The organism is Caballeronia sp. RCC_10 (genome assembly GCF_041360715.1).
Taxonomy (GTDB): Bacteria; Pseudomonadota; Gammaproteobacteria; order Burkholderiales; family Burkholderiaceae; genus Caballeronia; species Caballeronia grimmiae.
The window spans coordinates 568,928-584,582 of the sequence record NZ_JBFUPT010000002.1 but is presented as its reverse complement, the minus strand read 5'-3'; the positions used below and the strand labels follow the sequence as shown (position 1 = coordinate 584,582).

The 15,655-nt window shown below is 62.6% G+C and carries 14 protein-coding genes; 5 read left to right on the top strand and 9 right to left on the bottom strand.

All coding sequences use genetic code 11. The features are described 5' to 3' along the window. Positions 1-74 precede the first annotated feature (74 nt). From AB6804_RS07185 to AB6804_RS07170, 4 genes are all read right to left on the bottom strand, one after another. Complete coding sequence (locus tag AB6804_RS07185) at positions 75-1,697, bottom strand: ABC transporter substrate-binding protein (protein ID WP_370885865.1); 1,623 nt, start codon at positions 1,695-1,697, stop codon at positions 75-77. Between the two features lie 91 nt (positions 1,698-1,788). Further along, complete coding sequence (locus AB6804_RS07180; protein WP_370885864.1) at positions 1,789-3,063, bottom strand: NAD(P)/FAD-dependent oxidoreductase; 1,275 nt, start codon at positions 3,061-3,063, stop codon at positions 1,789-1,791. A gap of 27 nt (positions 3,064-3,090) precedes the next feature. After that, on the bottom strand, positions 3,091-3,759 hold the full coding sequence (locus AB6804_RS07175; protein ID WP_244797144.1) for a haloacid dehalogenase type II: 669 nt from the start codon (positions 3,757-3,759) through the stop codon (positions 3,091-3,093). Positions 3,760-3,956: 197 nt separating this feature from the next. Beyond that, complete coding sequence (locus tag AB6804_RS07170; protein ID WP_370885863.1) at positions 3,957-5,435, bottom strand: aldehyde dehydrogenase; 1,479 nt, start codon at positions 5,433-5,435, stop codon at positions 3,957-3,959. Between the two features lie 246 nt (positions 5,436-5,681). On the opposite strand from AB6804_RS07170, the gene AB6804_RS07165 reads away from it, so the two are divergent. After that, entirely contained in the window at positions 5,682-6,554 is an 873-nt protein-coding gene (locus AB6804_RS07165) for a GNAT family N-acetyltransferase (RefSeq protein WP_370885862.1), read from the top strand. A 12-nt stretch (positions 6,555-6,566) separates the two neighbouring features. On the opposite strand, the gene AB6804_RS07160 is transcribed toward AB6804_RS07165, so the two are convergent. Continuing rightward, positions 6,567-8,144 (bottom strand): ABC transporter substrate-binding protein, encoded by a 1,578-nt coding sequence (locus tag AB6804_RS07160; RefSeq protein ID WP_370885861.1) that lies wholly within the window; start codon positions 8,142-8,144, stop codon positions 6,567-6,569. 48 nt (positions 8,145-8,192) lie between these two features. Next, a complete protein-coding gene (locus AB6804_RS07155) occupies positions 8,193-10,247 on the bottom strand; it encodes an FAD-dependent oxidoreductase (RefSeq protein WP_370885860.1) in 2,055 nt (684 codons plus the stop codon). 96 nt (positions 10,248-10,343) lie between these two features. On the opposite strand from AB6804_RS07155, the gene AB6804_RS07150 reads away from it, so the two are divergent. Both AB6804_RS07150 and AB6804_RS07145 read left to right on the top strand, forming a co-directional pair. Next, entirely contained in the window at positions 10,344-11,333 is a 990-nt protein-coding gene (locus AB6804_RS07150) for a LysR family transcriptional regulator (protein WP_370885859.1), read from the top strand. A gap of 130 nt (positions 11,334-11,463) precedes the next feature. Beyond that, positions 11,464-12,249 (top strand): spherulation-specific family 4 protein, encoded by a 786-nt coding sequence (locus AB6804_RS07145; protein WP_370885858.1) that lies wholly within the window; start codon positions 11,464-11,466, stop codon positions 12,247-12,249. A gap of 26 nt (positions 12,250-12,275) precedes the next feature. On the opposite strand, the gene AB6804_RS07140 is transcribed toward AB6804_RS07145, so the two are convergent. Both AB6804_RS07140 and AB6804_RS07135 read right to left on the bottom strand, forming a co-directional pair. Then, on the bottom strand, positions 12,276-12,551 hold the full coding sequence (locus AB6804_RS07140) for a hypothetical protein (protein WP_244797150.1): 276 nt from the start codon (positions 12,549-12,551) through the stop codon (positions 12,276-12,278). A gap of 127 nt (positions 12,552-12,678) precedes the next feature. Further along, a complete protein-coding gene (locus AB6804_RS07135) occupies positions 12,679-13,305 on the bottom strand; it encodes a LysE family translocator (protein ID WP_370885857.1) in 627 nt (208 codons plus the stop codon). A gap of 128 nt (positions 13,306-13,433) precedes the next feature. Between AB6804_RS07135 and AB6804_RS07130 the strand changes: the two genes are divergently transcribed. Beyond that, entirely contained in the window at positions 13,434-13,898 is a 465-nt protein-coding gene (locus AB6804_RS07130) for an Lrp/AsnC family transcriptional regulator (RefSeq protein ID WP_370885856.1), read from the top strand. Positions 13,899-13,902: 4 nt separating this feature from the next. Here AB6804_RS07130 and AB6804_RS07125 read toward each other — a convergent pair whose 3' ends face one another. Then, positions 13,903-14,865: a GlxA family transcriptional regulator gene (locus AB6804_RS07125; protein ID WP_370885855.1), complete on the bottom strand. Its 963-nt coding sequence runs from the start codon at positions 14,863-14,865 to the stop codon at positions 13,903-13,905. A 117-nt stretch (positions 14,866-14,982) separates the two neighbouring features. Here AB6804_RS07125 and AB6804_RS07120 point away from each other — a divergent pair, with 117 nt between their 5' ends. Next, the gene (locus AB6804_RS07120; protein ID WP_370885854.1) at positions 14,983-15,624 is read left to right on the top strand and encodes an HD domain-containing protein; all 642 of its coding nucleotides are present in this window, start codon (positions 14,983-14,985) and stop codon (positions 15,622-15,624) included. Positions 15,625-15,655: the final 31 nt, after the last annotated feature.

Genomic DNA, 15,655 nt, shown 5'->3' with positions numbered 1-15,655 from the left:
ATCGCCTCTCGTTCAAAGGGTTGATATCGCGCGCCGTATCGTGGAAACGGCGCGCGTCCGCTGCTAAAGCACGCTCATGCCTCGAGCCACACGTTCTCCGCGAACATCCAGCCCATCAGGCCCGCGAGCGGAATGCCGCCCAGACCCTTGAGCTTCGCGGTGTGCGCATCGAGCGAACTCTGGAACATCGGAATGCCGACGCCGCCATCCTTGTGCACGAGTTCCTGCATGTCGCCGTAGATCTTCTTGCGCTTTCCGTCGTCCGGCTCGCCTCGCGCGGCGACCAGCAGTTGATCGAACTGGGCGCTTTTCCAGTTCGCTTCGTTCCACGGCGCGTCGGACTTGAAGAACTGCGTGAAGATGACGTCCGCGCTCGGGCGCGCATTGATGTTGCCGAAGCCGAGCGGATGCTTCATCCAGTGGTTCGACCAGTAGCCGTCCGACGGCACGCGAACGACCTGCAGATTGATGCCGGCCTGAGGCGCGACCTGCTGCATCAGCACGGCCATCTCGACGGAACCCTCCGCCGCCGGCGATGCGTAAAGCTGAATCGGCGCGTTGCCGAGCTTCGCCTTCTGGAAATAGAACTTCGCCTTCTCGGGATCGAACGTGCGCTGCGGCAGGCCCGCCATGTAGTACTTGTTGCTCGGGTCGATCGGCTGATCGTTGCCGATCGCACCGTAGCCGCGGAAGATGGTCTTGCGCATCTGCTCGCGATCCATCAGGTGCATCATGCCGCGCCGGAAATCCGCGTTGCCGGTGATGCCGCCGTCGTCGCGCATGATGAGATCGGTGTATTGGCCGGTCTTCGTTTCGAGCACCGCGAAGCCCGGCGTCCCCTTGATACGCTCGGTCGAACGCGCGCTTACCGCGTTGATGAGCTGCACGTCGCCGGACATCAGCGCATTCACTCGCGCCGGTTCATCTGCAATCCCGATCAATTCCACTTCGTCCAGATGCGGCATGCCGGGCTTCCAGTACTTCTCGTTGCGCACGCCCACGGTGCGCACGCCCGGCGAAAATTCCTTGAGCTTGAACGGCCCCGTGCCCACGGCCGTTTTGAAATCGGTCGTGCCGTCCTTGATGATGAGAAAGTGCGAATCCGCGAGGATCACCGGCAGGTCCGCGTTCGCGCCCGTCAGCGTGATCGTCAGCTCGTTCGGACCGGTCGCCTTGATCTCCTTGAACTGATCGGCAAGCGTCTTCGCTTTCGAGCCGACCGCCGGGTCTTTATGGCGCATCAGCGAATAGGCGACGTCCTGCGGCGCGAGGGATTTGCCGTCGTGGAACTGCACGCCGCTGCGCAGCTTCACGACCCACACGGTCGCGTCGTTCGTGTCGAGCGATTCGGCGAGCGCCATCTTCGCGCCGAGGCGGTTATCGAGTTCGGTGAGACCGCTATAGAACATGAAGGCGCGGGCGTAGTCGGTGCCGAGCGCGCCCTTCGCGGGATCGAGCGTATCGGCCGCGGACGACGATTGCGTCGCCACGCGGATGCGGCCGCCCTGCTTCGGCTTGTCTTGCGCGAAAGCCGCACCGCTCGCAGCGAGCAGGCCTGCGCCGGTCATCGACAGCAGCCCGCCCGCGGCCATCGCGCGAAGGACGGTGCGCCGCGACGCGCCACGGCGCGTCAGTTGTTCGAGCCGTTGACCGGCATCGGCGTGGGCGATAGCTTCAGGCGTTTTGTCGATGCTCATGGACTTCTCCGCGATTGGGGGGCTATGAATGTGCGACGGCTTCATTGTTTGCTGCGGGCCGCCTGTCCTTGATGCCGATGCTTCCGTTGCGTCAATAAAACACGTCTTTGATCGAGTAATACGCGCCGACGAGCGGCAGGAACCACGGCTTGCCCGTATGGCCCGGAATCGCGGGCCAGGCGAGTTCGCGCCACGGGTTGGCATCGGCGTTGCCGTTCATCACGTCGGCCATCACCTGGCCCATGTGCGTCGACATTTGCGTACCGTGGCCGCTGTAGCCCATCGAGAAATAGAGGCCGTCGTGCTGGCCCGCACGCGGCAGGCGGTCGGCGGTGATATCGACGAGCCCGCCCCAGCAATAGTCGATTCGCACGTTCGCAAGACTCGGGAAAATCGAGGCCAGGTTGCCTTGCAGAATGCGCCCGCTTTTTTCATCCGATGGACGCTCCGACGCGGTGAACCGTGCGCGGCCGCCCAGCAGCAGCCGCGAGTCGGGCGTGACGCGAAAGTAGTTGTGCATCAGGCGGCTCGTCGTGTACGAGCGGCGGTTCGGCATCAGTTGACTCAAACGATCAGCGGCCAACGGCTCGGTCACGATGATGAACGAGCCGACCGGCGCCATTCTTCGCCGATACCACGAGAACGGACCGTGTTTCGATGGGCCCGTTGCGATCAACACTTGCTTCGCGCGAACCGTACCCCGCTTCGAATCGATCCGATAGGCTCCGCCTTCCTTCGCAATCGCCGTTACTTCGGCATGCTCATAAATCCGCGCACCTTGTCTTGCGGCTGCCTTCGCAAGTCCTGCGGCGAACTTTCCCATGTGCATCTGTCCGCCATGACGCTGCAACAGGCCGCCGTGAAAGGCATCGGACTGCACTTCATTGCGGACCTGTTCGCGATCGAGCAAGTCGATGTGCGGATCCACTTCGCGGCGAATCAGTTCGGCGGTCGCCGCGATGTGTTCCAGATGATGCGGCTTTGCGGCCAGTTTCAATTTGCCCGACGCGAGGTAATCGCAATCGATGCTCTCTTCGCGGATCAGGCGCTCCACGGTACTCACCGCCGCCGCATACGCGCGATAGCAGCCCTGCGCACGCTCGACGCCGAGTTGCGCGCGCAGCGCCGCGTAGTCCTGCGCGACGCCCGTGTTGCACTGGCCGCCATTGCGGCCCGACGCGCCGCCGCCGATGCGCCCGGCATCGAGCACCACGACCGACGCGCCGCGCTTTCCCAGCGCGAGCGCCGCCGACAAACCCGTGAACCCGCCGCCGATCACGGCGACATCGGCCTGACCATCGACCGGGCCTTCGCAGGCCGAGGTCATCGCGGGCGCGGTGTCGAGCCAGTAGGAGTCGAGTTTCATCGGCATTGCTCGCGTGAAGGAGTGCGGTTACAGACCGAGCTGACCCGCGAGCTCGCCGATGGTTTCCACTTCGTAATACTCGTAGTAAGGCGTGCCCGGCTCATGCCCGCGCTTCACGAAGGCCTTGTGCTTGATGCCCATGTCATGCGCGGTCATCAGGTCGTAACGCAGGCTGGACGACACATGCAGCACGTCTTCCGGATTGCAGTCGAGCTGATCGAACATGTACTCGAAGCCCTGCATGCGCGGCTTGTACGACTGCGCCTGCTGCGCCGTGAACACGCGATGGAACGGCGCGCCGAGCATGTCGACGTTGCTTTGAATCTGATCGTTCGATGCGTTCGACAGGATCACCAGCTTGTACTTCTTCGCGAGCCGGGAGAGGCCTTCCGGCACGTCCGGATGCGGGCCCCAGGTCGGCACGGCAAGATAGAACTTCTCGGCTTCGGCTTCGTTGAACTCGACGTTCATTCGCGCACACGCCCGGCGCACCGAATTGACGATCACATCGCGATACGGCTTCCATGCACCGAGCACTTCATCGCGACGATAGCCTGCGAAGAACTTGACGAATTGCTCCAGGTCGTCGCCTTTCAGGCGGTCGGCGTACAGCTCGCGGGTCATATCGGCCATGCGGAACTTCGTCAGCGTGCCGTAGCAGTCGAACGTGATGTACTTCGGCTCGAAATCGATCATGGTTTCAGTCCTGTCGTGTAGTGAACCCGCCCGGAGTTCAGTGGTGGAAACAAGGAACAGCGAACTGTCGAGAAAATTTAAACAAGGCAAAAATGACTGCTGGCGTCGAATGCGTGCCCGGCGACGATACAAGTCATGCGTTTTCAAGCTCCGCGACAGCACAAAATGCGGTGTGCTTTTATGCACGGTCGTGCAACTCAGCCTTCCGTGTCGATGAGCACACTCTTGAAGCGCAAATTCGCTTCATAGGACTGGCGGCCAAGATCCTTGCCGATGCCCGAGCGCTTGTACCCGCCGGTGGGAATGACGAAATCGCTGGTGCGTCCATAACGATTGACCCATACCGTGCCCGCTTCGATGCCGCGCACCATGCGCAGTGCGCGGCCGATATCGGCGGTATGCACGCCGGCGGCAAGCCCGTATTCGGGATGCGACGCGAGTTCGAGCGCTTCTTCTTCCGTGTCGAATGACTGCACGGTCAGCACGGGGCCGAAGATTTCGCTGCGCACCGCTTCGCTTTCCTGCGTGACATCGCAAAGCAAGGTCGGCGAATAGAATGCGCCGGGCGTCGAGGCATCGGCGCGTGTGCCGCCGTATCGCAAGGTCGCGCCGCTCGCGATGCTGCGCTGAACGATCGCATCGATGCGCGCTGCCTGCGGCTCGGAGATGATCGGCGGCAAGGTCGCGCCTGCGGCCCATGTCGGTCCCGCCTTCAGTTCGCTGAAGGCTTGCGCGATGCGTTCGATCAGTTCATCCGCTATCGCGCGTTGAACGAGCAGACGCGATCCCGCCACGCATACTTGTCCCGCGTTGCCCGTGATCGCGCCCGCAATGCGCCTTGCCACTTCGTCGATGCGCGGGGCATCGGCGAATACGATCTGCGGGCTCTTGCCGCCGAGTTCGAGCGTGACCGGCTTGGTGCCCGTCTCCGCGCACGCGGCCATGATCGCGGCGCCGGTGCGCGTCGAGCCGGTGAACGTCACCTTGCCGATGCGCGGATGACGCACGAGCGCATCGCCGGTGATGCGGCCATCGCCCTGAACGACGTTGAAGATGCCGGGCGGCACGCCTGCCTGCAGCGCAAGCTCGGCCAGCCGCAATGCGGAAAACGGCGTCATTTCCGAAGGCTTCAGCACGACCGCATTGCCCGCCGCGAGCGCGGGCGCCACCTTCCATATGCCCATCACGAGCGGAAAATTCCACGGTGCGATGGCGCCGATCACGCCATACGGTTCGGCGATGGTCATGCCGAGATGACGATGATCCGTCGCCGCGACTTCGCCCCCGATCTTGTCGGCAAGCTCCGCATAGAAGCGGATGCTCTCGGCGGTGAACGGAACGTCCCAGTGGTACGCATCACGCACGGGACGCGTCGATCCGACGGCTTCGAGCGGCGCGAGATTCGCTGCATCGGCCGCGACGAGATCGGCAAACTGGCGCAACACGCGGGCGCGCTCACGCGGCGCACGGCGCGCCCAGTCGCTTCGTTTGAACGCGGCGTATGCGTTTTGCACGGCATAGTCGATCATCGCGTCATCGGCGACGGGCACCGATGCATACGTGAGGCCATCCGATGGCCGCGCGACGTCGATGCGCGACGCGCCTGCATCGATCAATTCGCCGCCGATGAAGTGCCCGCTCCTGATGCCGATGCTGGCGGGATCGAAACGGTCCATATGCGTGAATCCTCCTCGGGATGCTGCGTTGGCATGACATCATCGTAGGACCGGAGGCCCGGCATAAATCGCCGACAAAATTGCCGATACAGCACAGCACGCGCGTTGTCGGCGCGATAACCTTTGCTTTTGCGTTGCACCACATCCGGCGGTCCATTGCCTATGGGGGACAGGAAGATCGTCCTAGCCATGCACGCGGCGCGGTGTCACAGTCACGGTAATAGTCTTCAAAATGAGGAGGCCGGCGTGCCCGACTCGAACAATCGCGATGTGGTCGAATACCGGGCTTTCACGCTCGACGACATCCCCGCCGGGCATGCGCTTTCCATGTCCGTCAAATGGCGGCATCGGGCCGACGACTGGCGCTTCGCCGCACGTCTCGGCCGCGGTTTCGCCGCCGTCGATGCGCAAGGCGCGCTCGTCGGCACCGCGCTCGCCTGGCAGTTCGGCGAAAGCGCCGCCACGCTCGGCATGTTCATCGTGTCGCCCGAGCATCAACGTCAGGGCATCGGGCGTGCATTGCTCGACCGCCTGATCGCGGCGCACGCCTCGCGCATGTTGCTCATCCATGTATCCAATGAAGGCAGGCACTTGTGCGAGGAACGCGGCTTCACGCGCATCGATACGATTCATCAGCATCAGGGCGCGGCCTTTCAGCCGCCGCTCGTTTCGCTGCCGCCGGGCGAGCGGCTTCGCCCGATCGGCGCGAAGGACACGCCCCGTCTCGCCGATCTCGCGACCCGCGCGACGGGCATGGATCGCACCGAAGTGATGCCGCATCTGCTCGATGTCGCGAGCGGCATCGCGCTGGACCGCGACGGCGAACTGATCGGCTTTGCGCTGTTCCGGCGTTTCGGCGATGGCCACGTGATCGGCCCGGTGATCGCGCCCGAATCGCCGGACCAAAGCCGCGCGAAAGCGTTGATCAGCTACTGGCTCGCGCTGAACGCGGGCATGTTCGTGCGCGTCGATACCGCGCTGCGGTACGGGCTTTCAGCGTGGCTCGAAGGACAAGGGCTGCCGCTCGTCGATACCATCGAGCAGATGGCGCTGAACGGCACGCCATCCACCGATGCATCGCTCACGCAGTTCGCCCTCACGAGCCAGGCGCTCTGGTAAGACCAGGCATGCTCACGCCTTCGCAAGCCACGCGAATTCCGCAAAGCGATAACCCATCACGCGGCCCGACGGACTGCCCTTCAAGCCACGCAGCGTCGAACTCTGCGCATCGATGAAGTTGATGAACGCGGGTATCACGAGACTGTTCTTCTCGTAGACGATGGTCTGCATGTCGCCGTAAATCTGCTTGCGCTTCGCATCGTCGCGCTCGCGGCGCGCCTGCACCAGCAGTTGATCGAACTGCTCGTTCTTCCAGCCCGATTCATTCCAGTTCGCGTTCGAGCGGAAGAACTGCGTGTACAGCAGATCGAGCGTCGGGCGCGGCAGGATGGAACCGTAGGTCATCGGGTACTTCATCCAGTACGTGCTCCAGTAACCATCGGCGGGCACACGGCGCACGTTGATATCGACGCCCGCCTGTTTCGCCGCTTGCTGAACGAGCATCGCGGAATCGAGCGCTGTTTCCACGGATGGCGGCGCGATGATTTCCGCCCGCGCGCTCTGCGTGCCGGCCTTCTTGAAGTGGAACTGCGCCTTGTCCGGGTCATAAGCGCGCTGCGGCAATCCTTTCATGAAATACGGATGCCACTCCGGCACCGGATGATCGTTCGCGAGCGTGCCGTGGCCGCGCAGCATCACGTTCACGATGCGTTGCCGGTCATGCAGATATTTGATGCCCTCGTTGAAGTCGGTACTTTTGGTCGGAAGCATGTCCTGCCGCAATGCGAGGTCCGAATAAAGCTGCGCCGGACTTTCGAGCACGGTCGCCTTGCCGGTCTGCTTGATGCGGTCGACATCGCGTGCGGGCAGCGGCGAAATGAGCTGCACGTCGCCCGCGAGCAGCGCGTTGGTGCGAGCGGCATCGTCGCCAATGCCGATGACTTCCACTTCATCCAGATAGGGCTTCCCCGGCTTCCAGAAGTTCGAATTGCGCACGCCGATGCAGCGCTGCGCCGGCGTGAACTCCTTGCAGATGAACGGGCCGGTGCCGTTGCCTTTCGAGAAGTCCGTCGTGTTCGCCGCGACGATCACGAAGTGCGGGATTGCGAGCAGCGCGGGAAGATCGACGTTCGGCTCCGTCAACGTGATCTCGACCTTGAGCGGTCCGGGCGCTTTCACCGATGCGATGCCGTCCGCGATGGACTTCGCCTTCGACGCCGTCGCCGGGTCCTTGTGACGCATCAGCGAGAACACGACATCGTCGGCAGTGAAGGACTTGCCGTCGTGAAAGTGCACGTTGGGCCTGAGCGTCACGTTCCACTTCACGAAGTCGTCGGATTCGAGCTTCTCGGCCAGTGCGTTCTGCGTCTTGAAGTCGGCGTCGAGTTCGGTTAGGCCGCTATAGAACATATAGGCGCGCGAATAGTCGCCGGTATGCGTGCCCTTCGCGGGATCGAGCGAGTCCATCAGCGACTGATTCGCGAGCGCAACGCGAATGCGTCCGCCGCGTTGCGGAGCGGCTTCCGTTGCAGCGAAAGCAAGCGACGATGCACCCGGCAGAACGAGCGTCGCGGCGCCCGCGGCGGCCAGCGTTTTGATCGCCTTGCGGCGGGAAGGATCGGCGACAACGAAGTCTTTCGGCAATGTCATGGGCAGCCTCGCTCGGTGATGTCGTCATGCGGATGGATGGGTCGTCCGTCACAGCGCGAGGCAGAGCCGGTACGCGTCGTAGATGGCCGTATGGATGTCGCGCGATGCGCTTGCATCGCCGATGCGGTACAGATGGAACTGCCCTGCCTCGCCTTCCTGTGCGGCGGGCTGCGGCCTGGCTGTCGCGAAGGCTTCGAGATCGGTGTAGCCGTCGTTGACCGAATACATGCGCGCGGCTTCGAACAGGTCTTCGACGGCGAGCATGCCGCGCTCGACGACCACATGATCCGCTTCCACTTCGACCAGCCCGTTCGTCAGATGATGGCGGAACACCGCGCGTCGCTTGCCGCTCGCTGACGCGCTGACTTCGACCAGTTCGACATTGGTCCGCACCGGCACGTCCCACCGCGCGATGTGGCGCATCCATGCCTGATCGTCGCCGCGTCCGCCCGTTTCCTGCGCGGGCGTGCTGTCGATCAATGCAAGCGATACGTCGAGGCCCGCATCGACATACCGCTCGGCGCACAGATAGGCGTTGTGCCGGCCCGTGCCGTCATACACGAGCACGCTGCCGGCACGCGGCAGCGTTTCCGTCAGCGCGTCGAACACCGACTTGCAGAGTTCGCCGCCCGGCAACGCATCGAGGTCGGGCAGGCCGCCCGTCGCGATGATGACGGCATCCGCGCCGTGACTGAGCACGTCGCTCAGTTCGGCATAGTGGTTGTAGCGTACCTCGACGCGGAGTTGTTCCAGTTGCGACACGCGCCAGTCCACGATGCCGATGAGATCGCGCCGCCAGCTTCCCGTCGCCGCGAGCAGCATCTGTCCGCCCGCCGTCGAATTGGCTTCGAGCACGGTCACGTCATGGCCGCGTTTTGCGCTGATGCGCGCCGCTTCGAGACCCGCCGGTCCCGCGCCGACGATCAGCACCCGCTTCTTTTGCGCCGCCTCGGCAATGTCATGCGTGAGATACGTCTCGCGCGATGTGGCCGGATTATGGATGCAGGTCGCGCGGAAATTGCGGCAGAACGATGCGCCGACGCAAGGCCGCGCTTCGTCTTCCTTGCCCGCTTCGACGAGCTTCACGAGATGCGGCTCCGCAATATGCGCGCGCGTCATGCCGACCATGTCGAGCAGCCCTTCGCGGATCGCATAGCGCGCGGTGGCGAGGTCCGCGATCTTCGCCGCGTGGAACACGGGCAAATCGACTGCGCGCTTGAATGCTGCGGCTTTCGGCAGCCACGGCGCGGACGGCACGAACATGCCCGGCATGGAATTCACCGCGAGCGACATCTTGGTGTCCATGCGCCCGAACGTGACGTTGAAGAAATCGAAGAGCCCGGTGCGCTGCAAAATGCGCGACATCTCGAGCCCCTCTTCGAAGCTGCATCCGTCTTCGAGCGCGAAGCGGAAGCCGACGATGAAATCGTCACCCGTCTGCTTGCATATCTCCTCATGGACTTCGATCGCAAAGCGCACGCGATTAGCGGTCGAACCGCCATATTTGTCAGTGCGCAGGTTCACGGTCGGATCCATGAACTGCCCGATGAGATGCCCGCCCGCATGCGTTTCGATGCCATCGAGGCCGCCATCGCGGCAACGCTTCGCCGCGAGGCCGAAGTCGCGGATCACGCGCTTGATGTCGGCATCGTGCATGGCCTGAGGTATCGCACGATGCAGCGTTTCGCGCACCGCCGATGGTGCGATCATCGGCAGCCACGGCTCCGTGTAGGCATCGCCGCGCCGTCCCAGATGCGTGATCTGGCACATCAGCGCCGCGCCATGCGTGTGGATGCGATCGGCAAAGCGCCGCAGATGCGGCACGACGGCATCGGTCGATACGTTGATCTGCTGGAAGGTGTTGGGACTGTCGATGCTGACGTTCGATGAACCGCCGAACATCGTCAGTGCAAGCCCCCCTTTCGCTTTTTCCTCGTGATACCGTTGATAGACCTCTTGCGGGAATTCATCGCGCGTCAGGCGGCTCGCGTGACTCGTGCTCATGACACGGTTCTTGAGGACGAGATGCCTGAGGGTTAATGGCTGAAGCAACGGGTCCGACGATGCGGGTGCGGCGGCGCGGTGATCGGTGTGGGGTGTCATGGCCTGCCAGATGAGTTGAGCGTCGGACTCAAGGTAAGAAGACCAATATCGTCCGTCAAATTACAAATCGATGCATGCCCCATAACATGGTGTTGTATGAGTCTGCGACTTCCTTCGCTTCAGGCACTGCTCGTATTCGAAACATCCGCGCGGCTCCTGAGCTTCACCAAAGCGGCGGGCGAACTCAACGTGACGCCCGTCGCGGTGAGCCGCATGGTGGCGCGTCTTGAAGACGCGCTGGACTTCAAGCTCTTCGAACGCACAAAGCTAGGGCTAACCCTGACGGATCGCGGCGCAACGCTGCAACGTGCGGTCGCATCCGGCTTCGGTCAGATCGGCGACACCATCGACCAACTCAAGCGCGATCATGCGCGCGGCGAGATCGTCACGCTATCGCTCGCAAGCGGTTTCGCCGCCTTATGGCTTCTGCCGCGTTATGCGGACTTTCGCAAGCGCTTTCCGTCGATCAATCTGCGTCTGCAGGTCATGCCGGGCCGCCTGTACGGACCGCTCGAAGACGCGGACCTCGGAATCCGGCTGCACGGCCCTGGCTCGGAAAGCGATCCTTCGTGTCTTTGCCCCGAAATCATCGTTCCCGTTTGCAGTCCGAACTATCTAGCTGAATCCGGACCGATCGATGCGCCGAAGTCGCATGAAGGTCATGCTTATATTCATCTCGATGTGACCACGCATTCATGGGCGGATTTTCATCGCGCGACGGGGCTTTCGGATAAAGGCATCGGTGAGGCGGTGCATCATACGGACCCGGGTCTCGCCGTGCAATGCGCGATGCTCGGCCAGGGCGTCGTGCTCGGCTGGCTGCTGGCTATCGCCGCGCCGCTCAACGAGGGCAAGGTGATTCCCGCATGGGACCGCTACATTGAAACGGGCTGCCATTACGTGCTCGAATATCGTTCGTCGAATCCGCCGGACGGCACGCGTCACGTCGCGCGATGGCTGATCGAGCAGCTCGGAGCGGAAGTCGAGCGCGCGCGACGCTTGCTCGCGCCGATGAAGGCTGTTTCGCGAGGGCGTATCGGGCAATCGGCGCATAAAATGGACGCCAAGGATTGCCCGATGCACTAAAGAACCGGCACCACGACGCCGTTAATACGTCGGGCGAAGCGGGAGCAATCCGGCGACGCATAACAAAGTTGCCCGTCGCACTTAGGCGGGCCAATCGACACGATTCCGACGACGGGCGTAAGGAGGACGAATGAAATTTATCAAGGCGAGCATAGTGGTGTCGTCGATCGCGTTCAGCGGCGCTGCGCTCGCGGGCACGACGGCGAGTACGGCGAGCGCGCCGGTTACGTTGGTCGTGCCTGCCTATTTCGATGCAGCGAAAGGCGTTGCGAACTGGGACGCGCTCACGGCAACGGCGCGCAAGATACCGACCACCGCGATTCTGAATCCCAATAGCGGTCCGGGCGTCACCGCCGATCCGAACTACACGGCCGCCATCGCACGATTGCGCGCCGCGGGCGGCAAGGTGATCGGCTATGTATCGACGTCTTACACGAAGCGATCGCTTTCCGCGGTCGTGGCTGACATCAATCGATATATCGCGCTATATGCGGTCGACGGATTCTTCATCGACGAAATGACGGCGGACAACGAGGCGTCGCATATCCAGTTTTATCAGTCGGTCTACGACTACATCAAGGGGCTGAAGCCGACATATACGGTCATCGGAAATCCGGGTACGAATATTCCCGAGCTTTACGCGAGCTTGCCGACTGCCGATCAATTCGTCGTGTTCGAAAGCAATGCGAGGAGCTATGCGAACTATCAGACGATGGGATGGCAGGCGGCTTATCCGAAGAGCCGGTTCGTGCATATCGTCTATAACGTGAGCGCCGCGCAATTGCCGCGCGTGGTGACGTATGCAAAAACGCATGGTGCCGGAAGCGTGTACGTCACTTCGTTCACGCTGCCGAACCCATATAAAGCGCTTCCCGCGTACTGGAACAGCGAGGTGGCGTACGCCCTCGCGCCGTAACGCGGAAGCCTTGTTCGAGCTTCCGGTCAAACCCTTGCGCGATGGGTAGCCTTTACCGCTTTGGCCTGAACCGGTGGCCAGTCCGGGAGCGGCGGTTCGCGGTGGTCGACGTCTGCCATGCCGTATGCAAGCGCGTAACGTCTTGCAGATAACGCGCATGCAAACTGGCCGAGCGCGCCGCTCGCGCGCATTTCGCCGTCGGCCGTGCGCATGATGAGCATCGCCGTGTAAAACGGACCGTCCTCAACAGCGAGTGGCGACAGCGTGCAGCCCTTGTACAGCACTTCGTAATCGCTTTCCATTACCGCGCTCTCTCAGATATGTTGGAATGTTTTACCTGGATTTTACGAAAATAATGCGGTAATTAAGACCCTACGTATACCCTAGTACAAGCAAATTCTTCAGATCATGGACACGCGGCAAGAAGCTTCAATCGATTGACAGGCGCGCAGCGAACGCAAGCAGGGTCGCGCTAAACGCCCAACGCTGAACTTGCTGCATGCGAGGGTGACGCGTGAGCCAGCGTGAGAGGCGCGTCGCGCCGGCCGCAAGCGTCAGGTCGAAGGCCGCGCCCACGACGACGAGCACGACGCCAAGCTCCATCACCTGCGGCCACACCGCGCCGGCCACGGGTTCCACGAACTGCGGCAGAAGCACCGAACAGAACAAAAGCGCTTTAGGGTTCAGCAAATTGCCCAAGACGCCTTTTGCATAGGCGCCCGAAAGCGACGGCCCGGCGCCTTCGCGTGCTGGCGCCTTCATGCCGAAAGCGGGCGCGCGAAGAATCTGCACGGCGACATACGCCAGATAGAGACCGCCCGCGATACGCACGCCGTTATAGAGCCAGGGCGCGCTGCGCAACAGCGCCGCCACGCCCAATGCCGAAAGCGTCACATGCGCGGCGCGGGCCGTCGCAAGACCGCCGGCCACGGCGACGCCTTGTCTGAACCCTCGCCCAGCGCTGGCCTGTAATACGAGCGCCATATCGGGTCCGGGAAGCGCATATACGACGGCGAGCGCGCCGATGAAAAGCCCGAGTACGTGAATTGAGACCATGATCGATTCCTCCATTATTTGCGATCATGGTGCCACTCGTTTCGCGCGGTTTTCCGTCGAAACGCGGGCCCTGCCGAGCAAAACGAAGCGCTTTCCGCTAACGTTGCGGGATTGTGTGGAGGAAACCGATGCTCGAACTGGACCGCATCGACCGCGCCATTTTGGCAGCGCTTCAGAAGGACGGACGGCTCCCGATTGCCAAGCTCGCCGAGCGCGTCGGTCTCAGCGAGACGCCCTGTGCGCGACGCCTGAAGCGCCTCGAGAGCGAAGGCTACATCGAGGGTTATCGAGCGGTGCTCGCGCGCAGGCGGCTGGAACTCGGCGTCGTCGCTTTCGCGCAGGTGCGCTTCAGCGTCCACGATCGCGCACTGTCCGACCGCTTCGAGCGCGAAGTACAGGGCATCGAGCGCATCGTGTCGTGCCATAACGTGTCGGGGACGGCCGATTACCTTTTGCAGATCGTCGTGCGCGATCTCGACGAATACGGCGTCTTCATGCGCGACGTCTTGCGGACCTTGCCCGGTGTAACCGCCGTCGAGTCGATGCTGTCGTTGCGCGAAATCAAGCGCGATACGTCGCTGCCGATTTCATAGGGCCTCAGACACGCGTCGCAAAGCGCTTTCGATACTCCGAAGGCGTCACCCCGACATGCTTGACGAAGCTCCGCCGCAACACATCGGCGTTAGCGAATCCGCACTTGGCGGCGACCTGCTTCGGCGTATCGCCCCTCGTCTCGATCAAGCCCCGCGCCGCCGCAACGCGAGCCGATTCGACCCATGCGGCCGGCGTCACGCCCACTTCCGCCTGAAACAGGCGCGCAAAGTGCCGTGGGCTCAGACGCGCACGCGCGGCGAGACTCGCGACGCTATGGTCCAGATCGGGGCGCGCGGCGACGAGGCGCTGCACGTCCTGCAACACCGAGCGGCCCGCTGGCTGCGCGTGTCCTTGACGGCTGAACTGCATCTGCCCGCCCGGACGCTTGAAGAACATGACGAGCTGGCTGGCGACACGCATCGCGACCTCGCGTCCCAGATCTTCTTCGACGAGCGCCAGCGCAAGATCGAGTCCGGCCGTCACGCCGGCCGCCGTTCGCACTTTTCCGTCCCGCACATACAGCGCGTCAGGCTCGACGCTGATGCCGGGGTACCGGCTCGATAACTCTTCCACGCACGACCAGTGAGTCGTGATGCGCCGTCCTTCCAGCAAGCCGGCCTCCGCGAGAATGAAGGCTCCGGTACATACCGAGCCGAAGCGCCGGCAGCGCTTCGACATGGTTCTGAGCCACGTGCGCAGCGTGCTCGGTAGCGTCATCGTCGATGCATGCGGCGCGCCCGCGACGAGCAAGGTATGAGCGGAAACGAAGGCGTCGCCTGCTACCTCGTCCGGCAGCAGGCGGGCGCCGGACGAGCTTCTCAACTGACCCGCCCTGGTTCCTACGATCTTCAGTTCGTATTCCATGCGGCCCGCTTCGACATTCGCCTGCGCGAATACATCGAGCGGTCCGCACACGTCCAGCATTTGCACGCCGGGCATCGCCAGCATCGCAATCGTTTTAGCCACGCCGATTCACTCCAGGTCCGAAAGTCGCGCGAAATGGCAGGAATCGACGGTTCCCGCCTGTCGTTGCCAAGCGTATCACGTCCGAGAATGAGCTTTCACCCTTTCCCGGAGAACGTCATGAGCGCAAGCGTCAGTGGCATTGCCATTCCCGATAGCAAGCTGGCCCGCGAAATCACGGAATTCATTCGCGACACGGAGACCGAACTTCTCTTCAATCATTCGAGCCGCGTGTATTACTTCGGCGCACTGGCCGGACAGCATCGCGGCCTTACGTTCGACGCCGAATTGCTCTATGCCGGCGCGATGTTCCACGATATCGGCCTCATGCCGTCGCACAGCAGCACGAACCAGCGATTCGAAGTGGACGGCGCCAACGCCGCACGTGACTTCCTGAAGCAACGGGGAATCAGCACTGAGGATATCGACCTCGTGTGGACATCCATCGCTCTGCATACGACGCCAGGCGTGCCCGAGCATATGCATCCGGTGATCGCCCTCGTGACAGCCGGTGTCGAGATGGATGTGCTCGGTCTGACGTACCCGCAATACAGCGACGCCGAACGCAACGCAGTCGTCGGCGCTCACCCTCGCACGGCGCATTTCAAGGAGGACATCATTCAGGCTTTTTATGACGGCATCAAACACAAGCCTGATACGACTTTCGGCAACGTGAAGGCCGATGTCATCGCGGACAAGGAGCCTCTAATCAGGCCGGGAAACTTCTGCTCCGTGATCCGCGAATCCGCGTGGCGCGGATGAACGTCTCGACTGCAGGCGCATGCCGACATTG

Coding starts and splice junctions, on each gene's coding strand:
- AB6804_RS07185 (WP_370885865.1), bottom strand. CDS start 1,697: ATGAGCATCGACAAAACGCCTGAAGCTATCGCCCACGCCGATGCCGGT.
- AB6804_RS07180 (WP_370885864.1), bottom strand. CDS start 3,063: ATGAAACTCGACTCCTACTGGCTCGACACCGCGCCCGCGATGACCTCG.
- AB6804_RS07175 (WP_244797144.1), bottom strand. CDS start 3,759: ATGATCGATTTCGAGCCGAAGTACATCACGTTCGACTGCTACGGCACG.
- AB6804_RS07170 (WP_370885863.1), bottom strand. CDS start 5,435: ATGGACCGTTTCGATCCCGCCAGCATCGGCATCAGGAGCGGGCACTTC.
- AB6804_RS07160 (WP_370885861.1), bottom strand. CDS start 8,144: ATGACATTGCCGAAAGACTTCGTTGTCGCCGATCCTTCCCGCCGCAAG.
- AB6804_RS07155 (WP_370885860.1), bottom strand. CDS start 10,247: ATGACACCCCACACCGATCACCGCGCCGCCGCACCCGCATCGTCGGAC.
- AB6804_RS07150 (WP_370885859.1), top strand. CDS start 10,344: ATGAGTCTGCGACTTCCTTCGCTTCAGGCACTGCTCGTATTCGAAACA.
- AB6804_RS07145 (WP_370885858.1), top strand. CDS start 11,464: ATGAAATTTATCAAGGCGAGCATAGTGGTGTCGTCGATCGCGTTCAGC.
- AB6804_RS07140 (WP_244797150.1), bottom strand. CDS start 12,551: ATGGAAAGCGATTACGAAGTGCTGTACAAGGGCTGCACGCTGTCGCCA.
- AB6804_RS07135 (WP_370885857.1), bottom strand. CDS start 13,305: ATGGTCTCAATTCACGTACTCGGGCTTTTCATCGGCGCGCTCGCCGTC.
- AB6804_RS07130 (WP_370885856.1), top strand. CDS start 13,434: ATGCTCGAACTGGACCGCATCGACCGCGCCATTTTGGCAGCGCTTCAG.
- AB6804_RS07120 (WP_370885854.1), top strand. CDS start 14,983: ATGAGCGCAAGCGTCAGTGGCATTGCCATTCCCGATAGCAAGCTGGCC.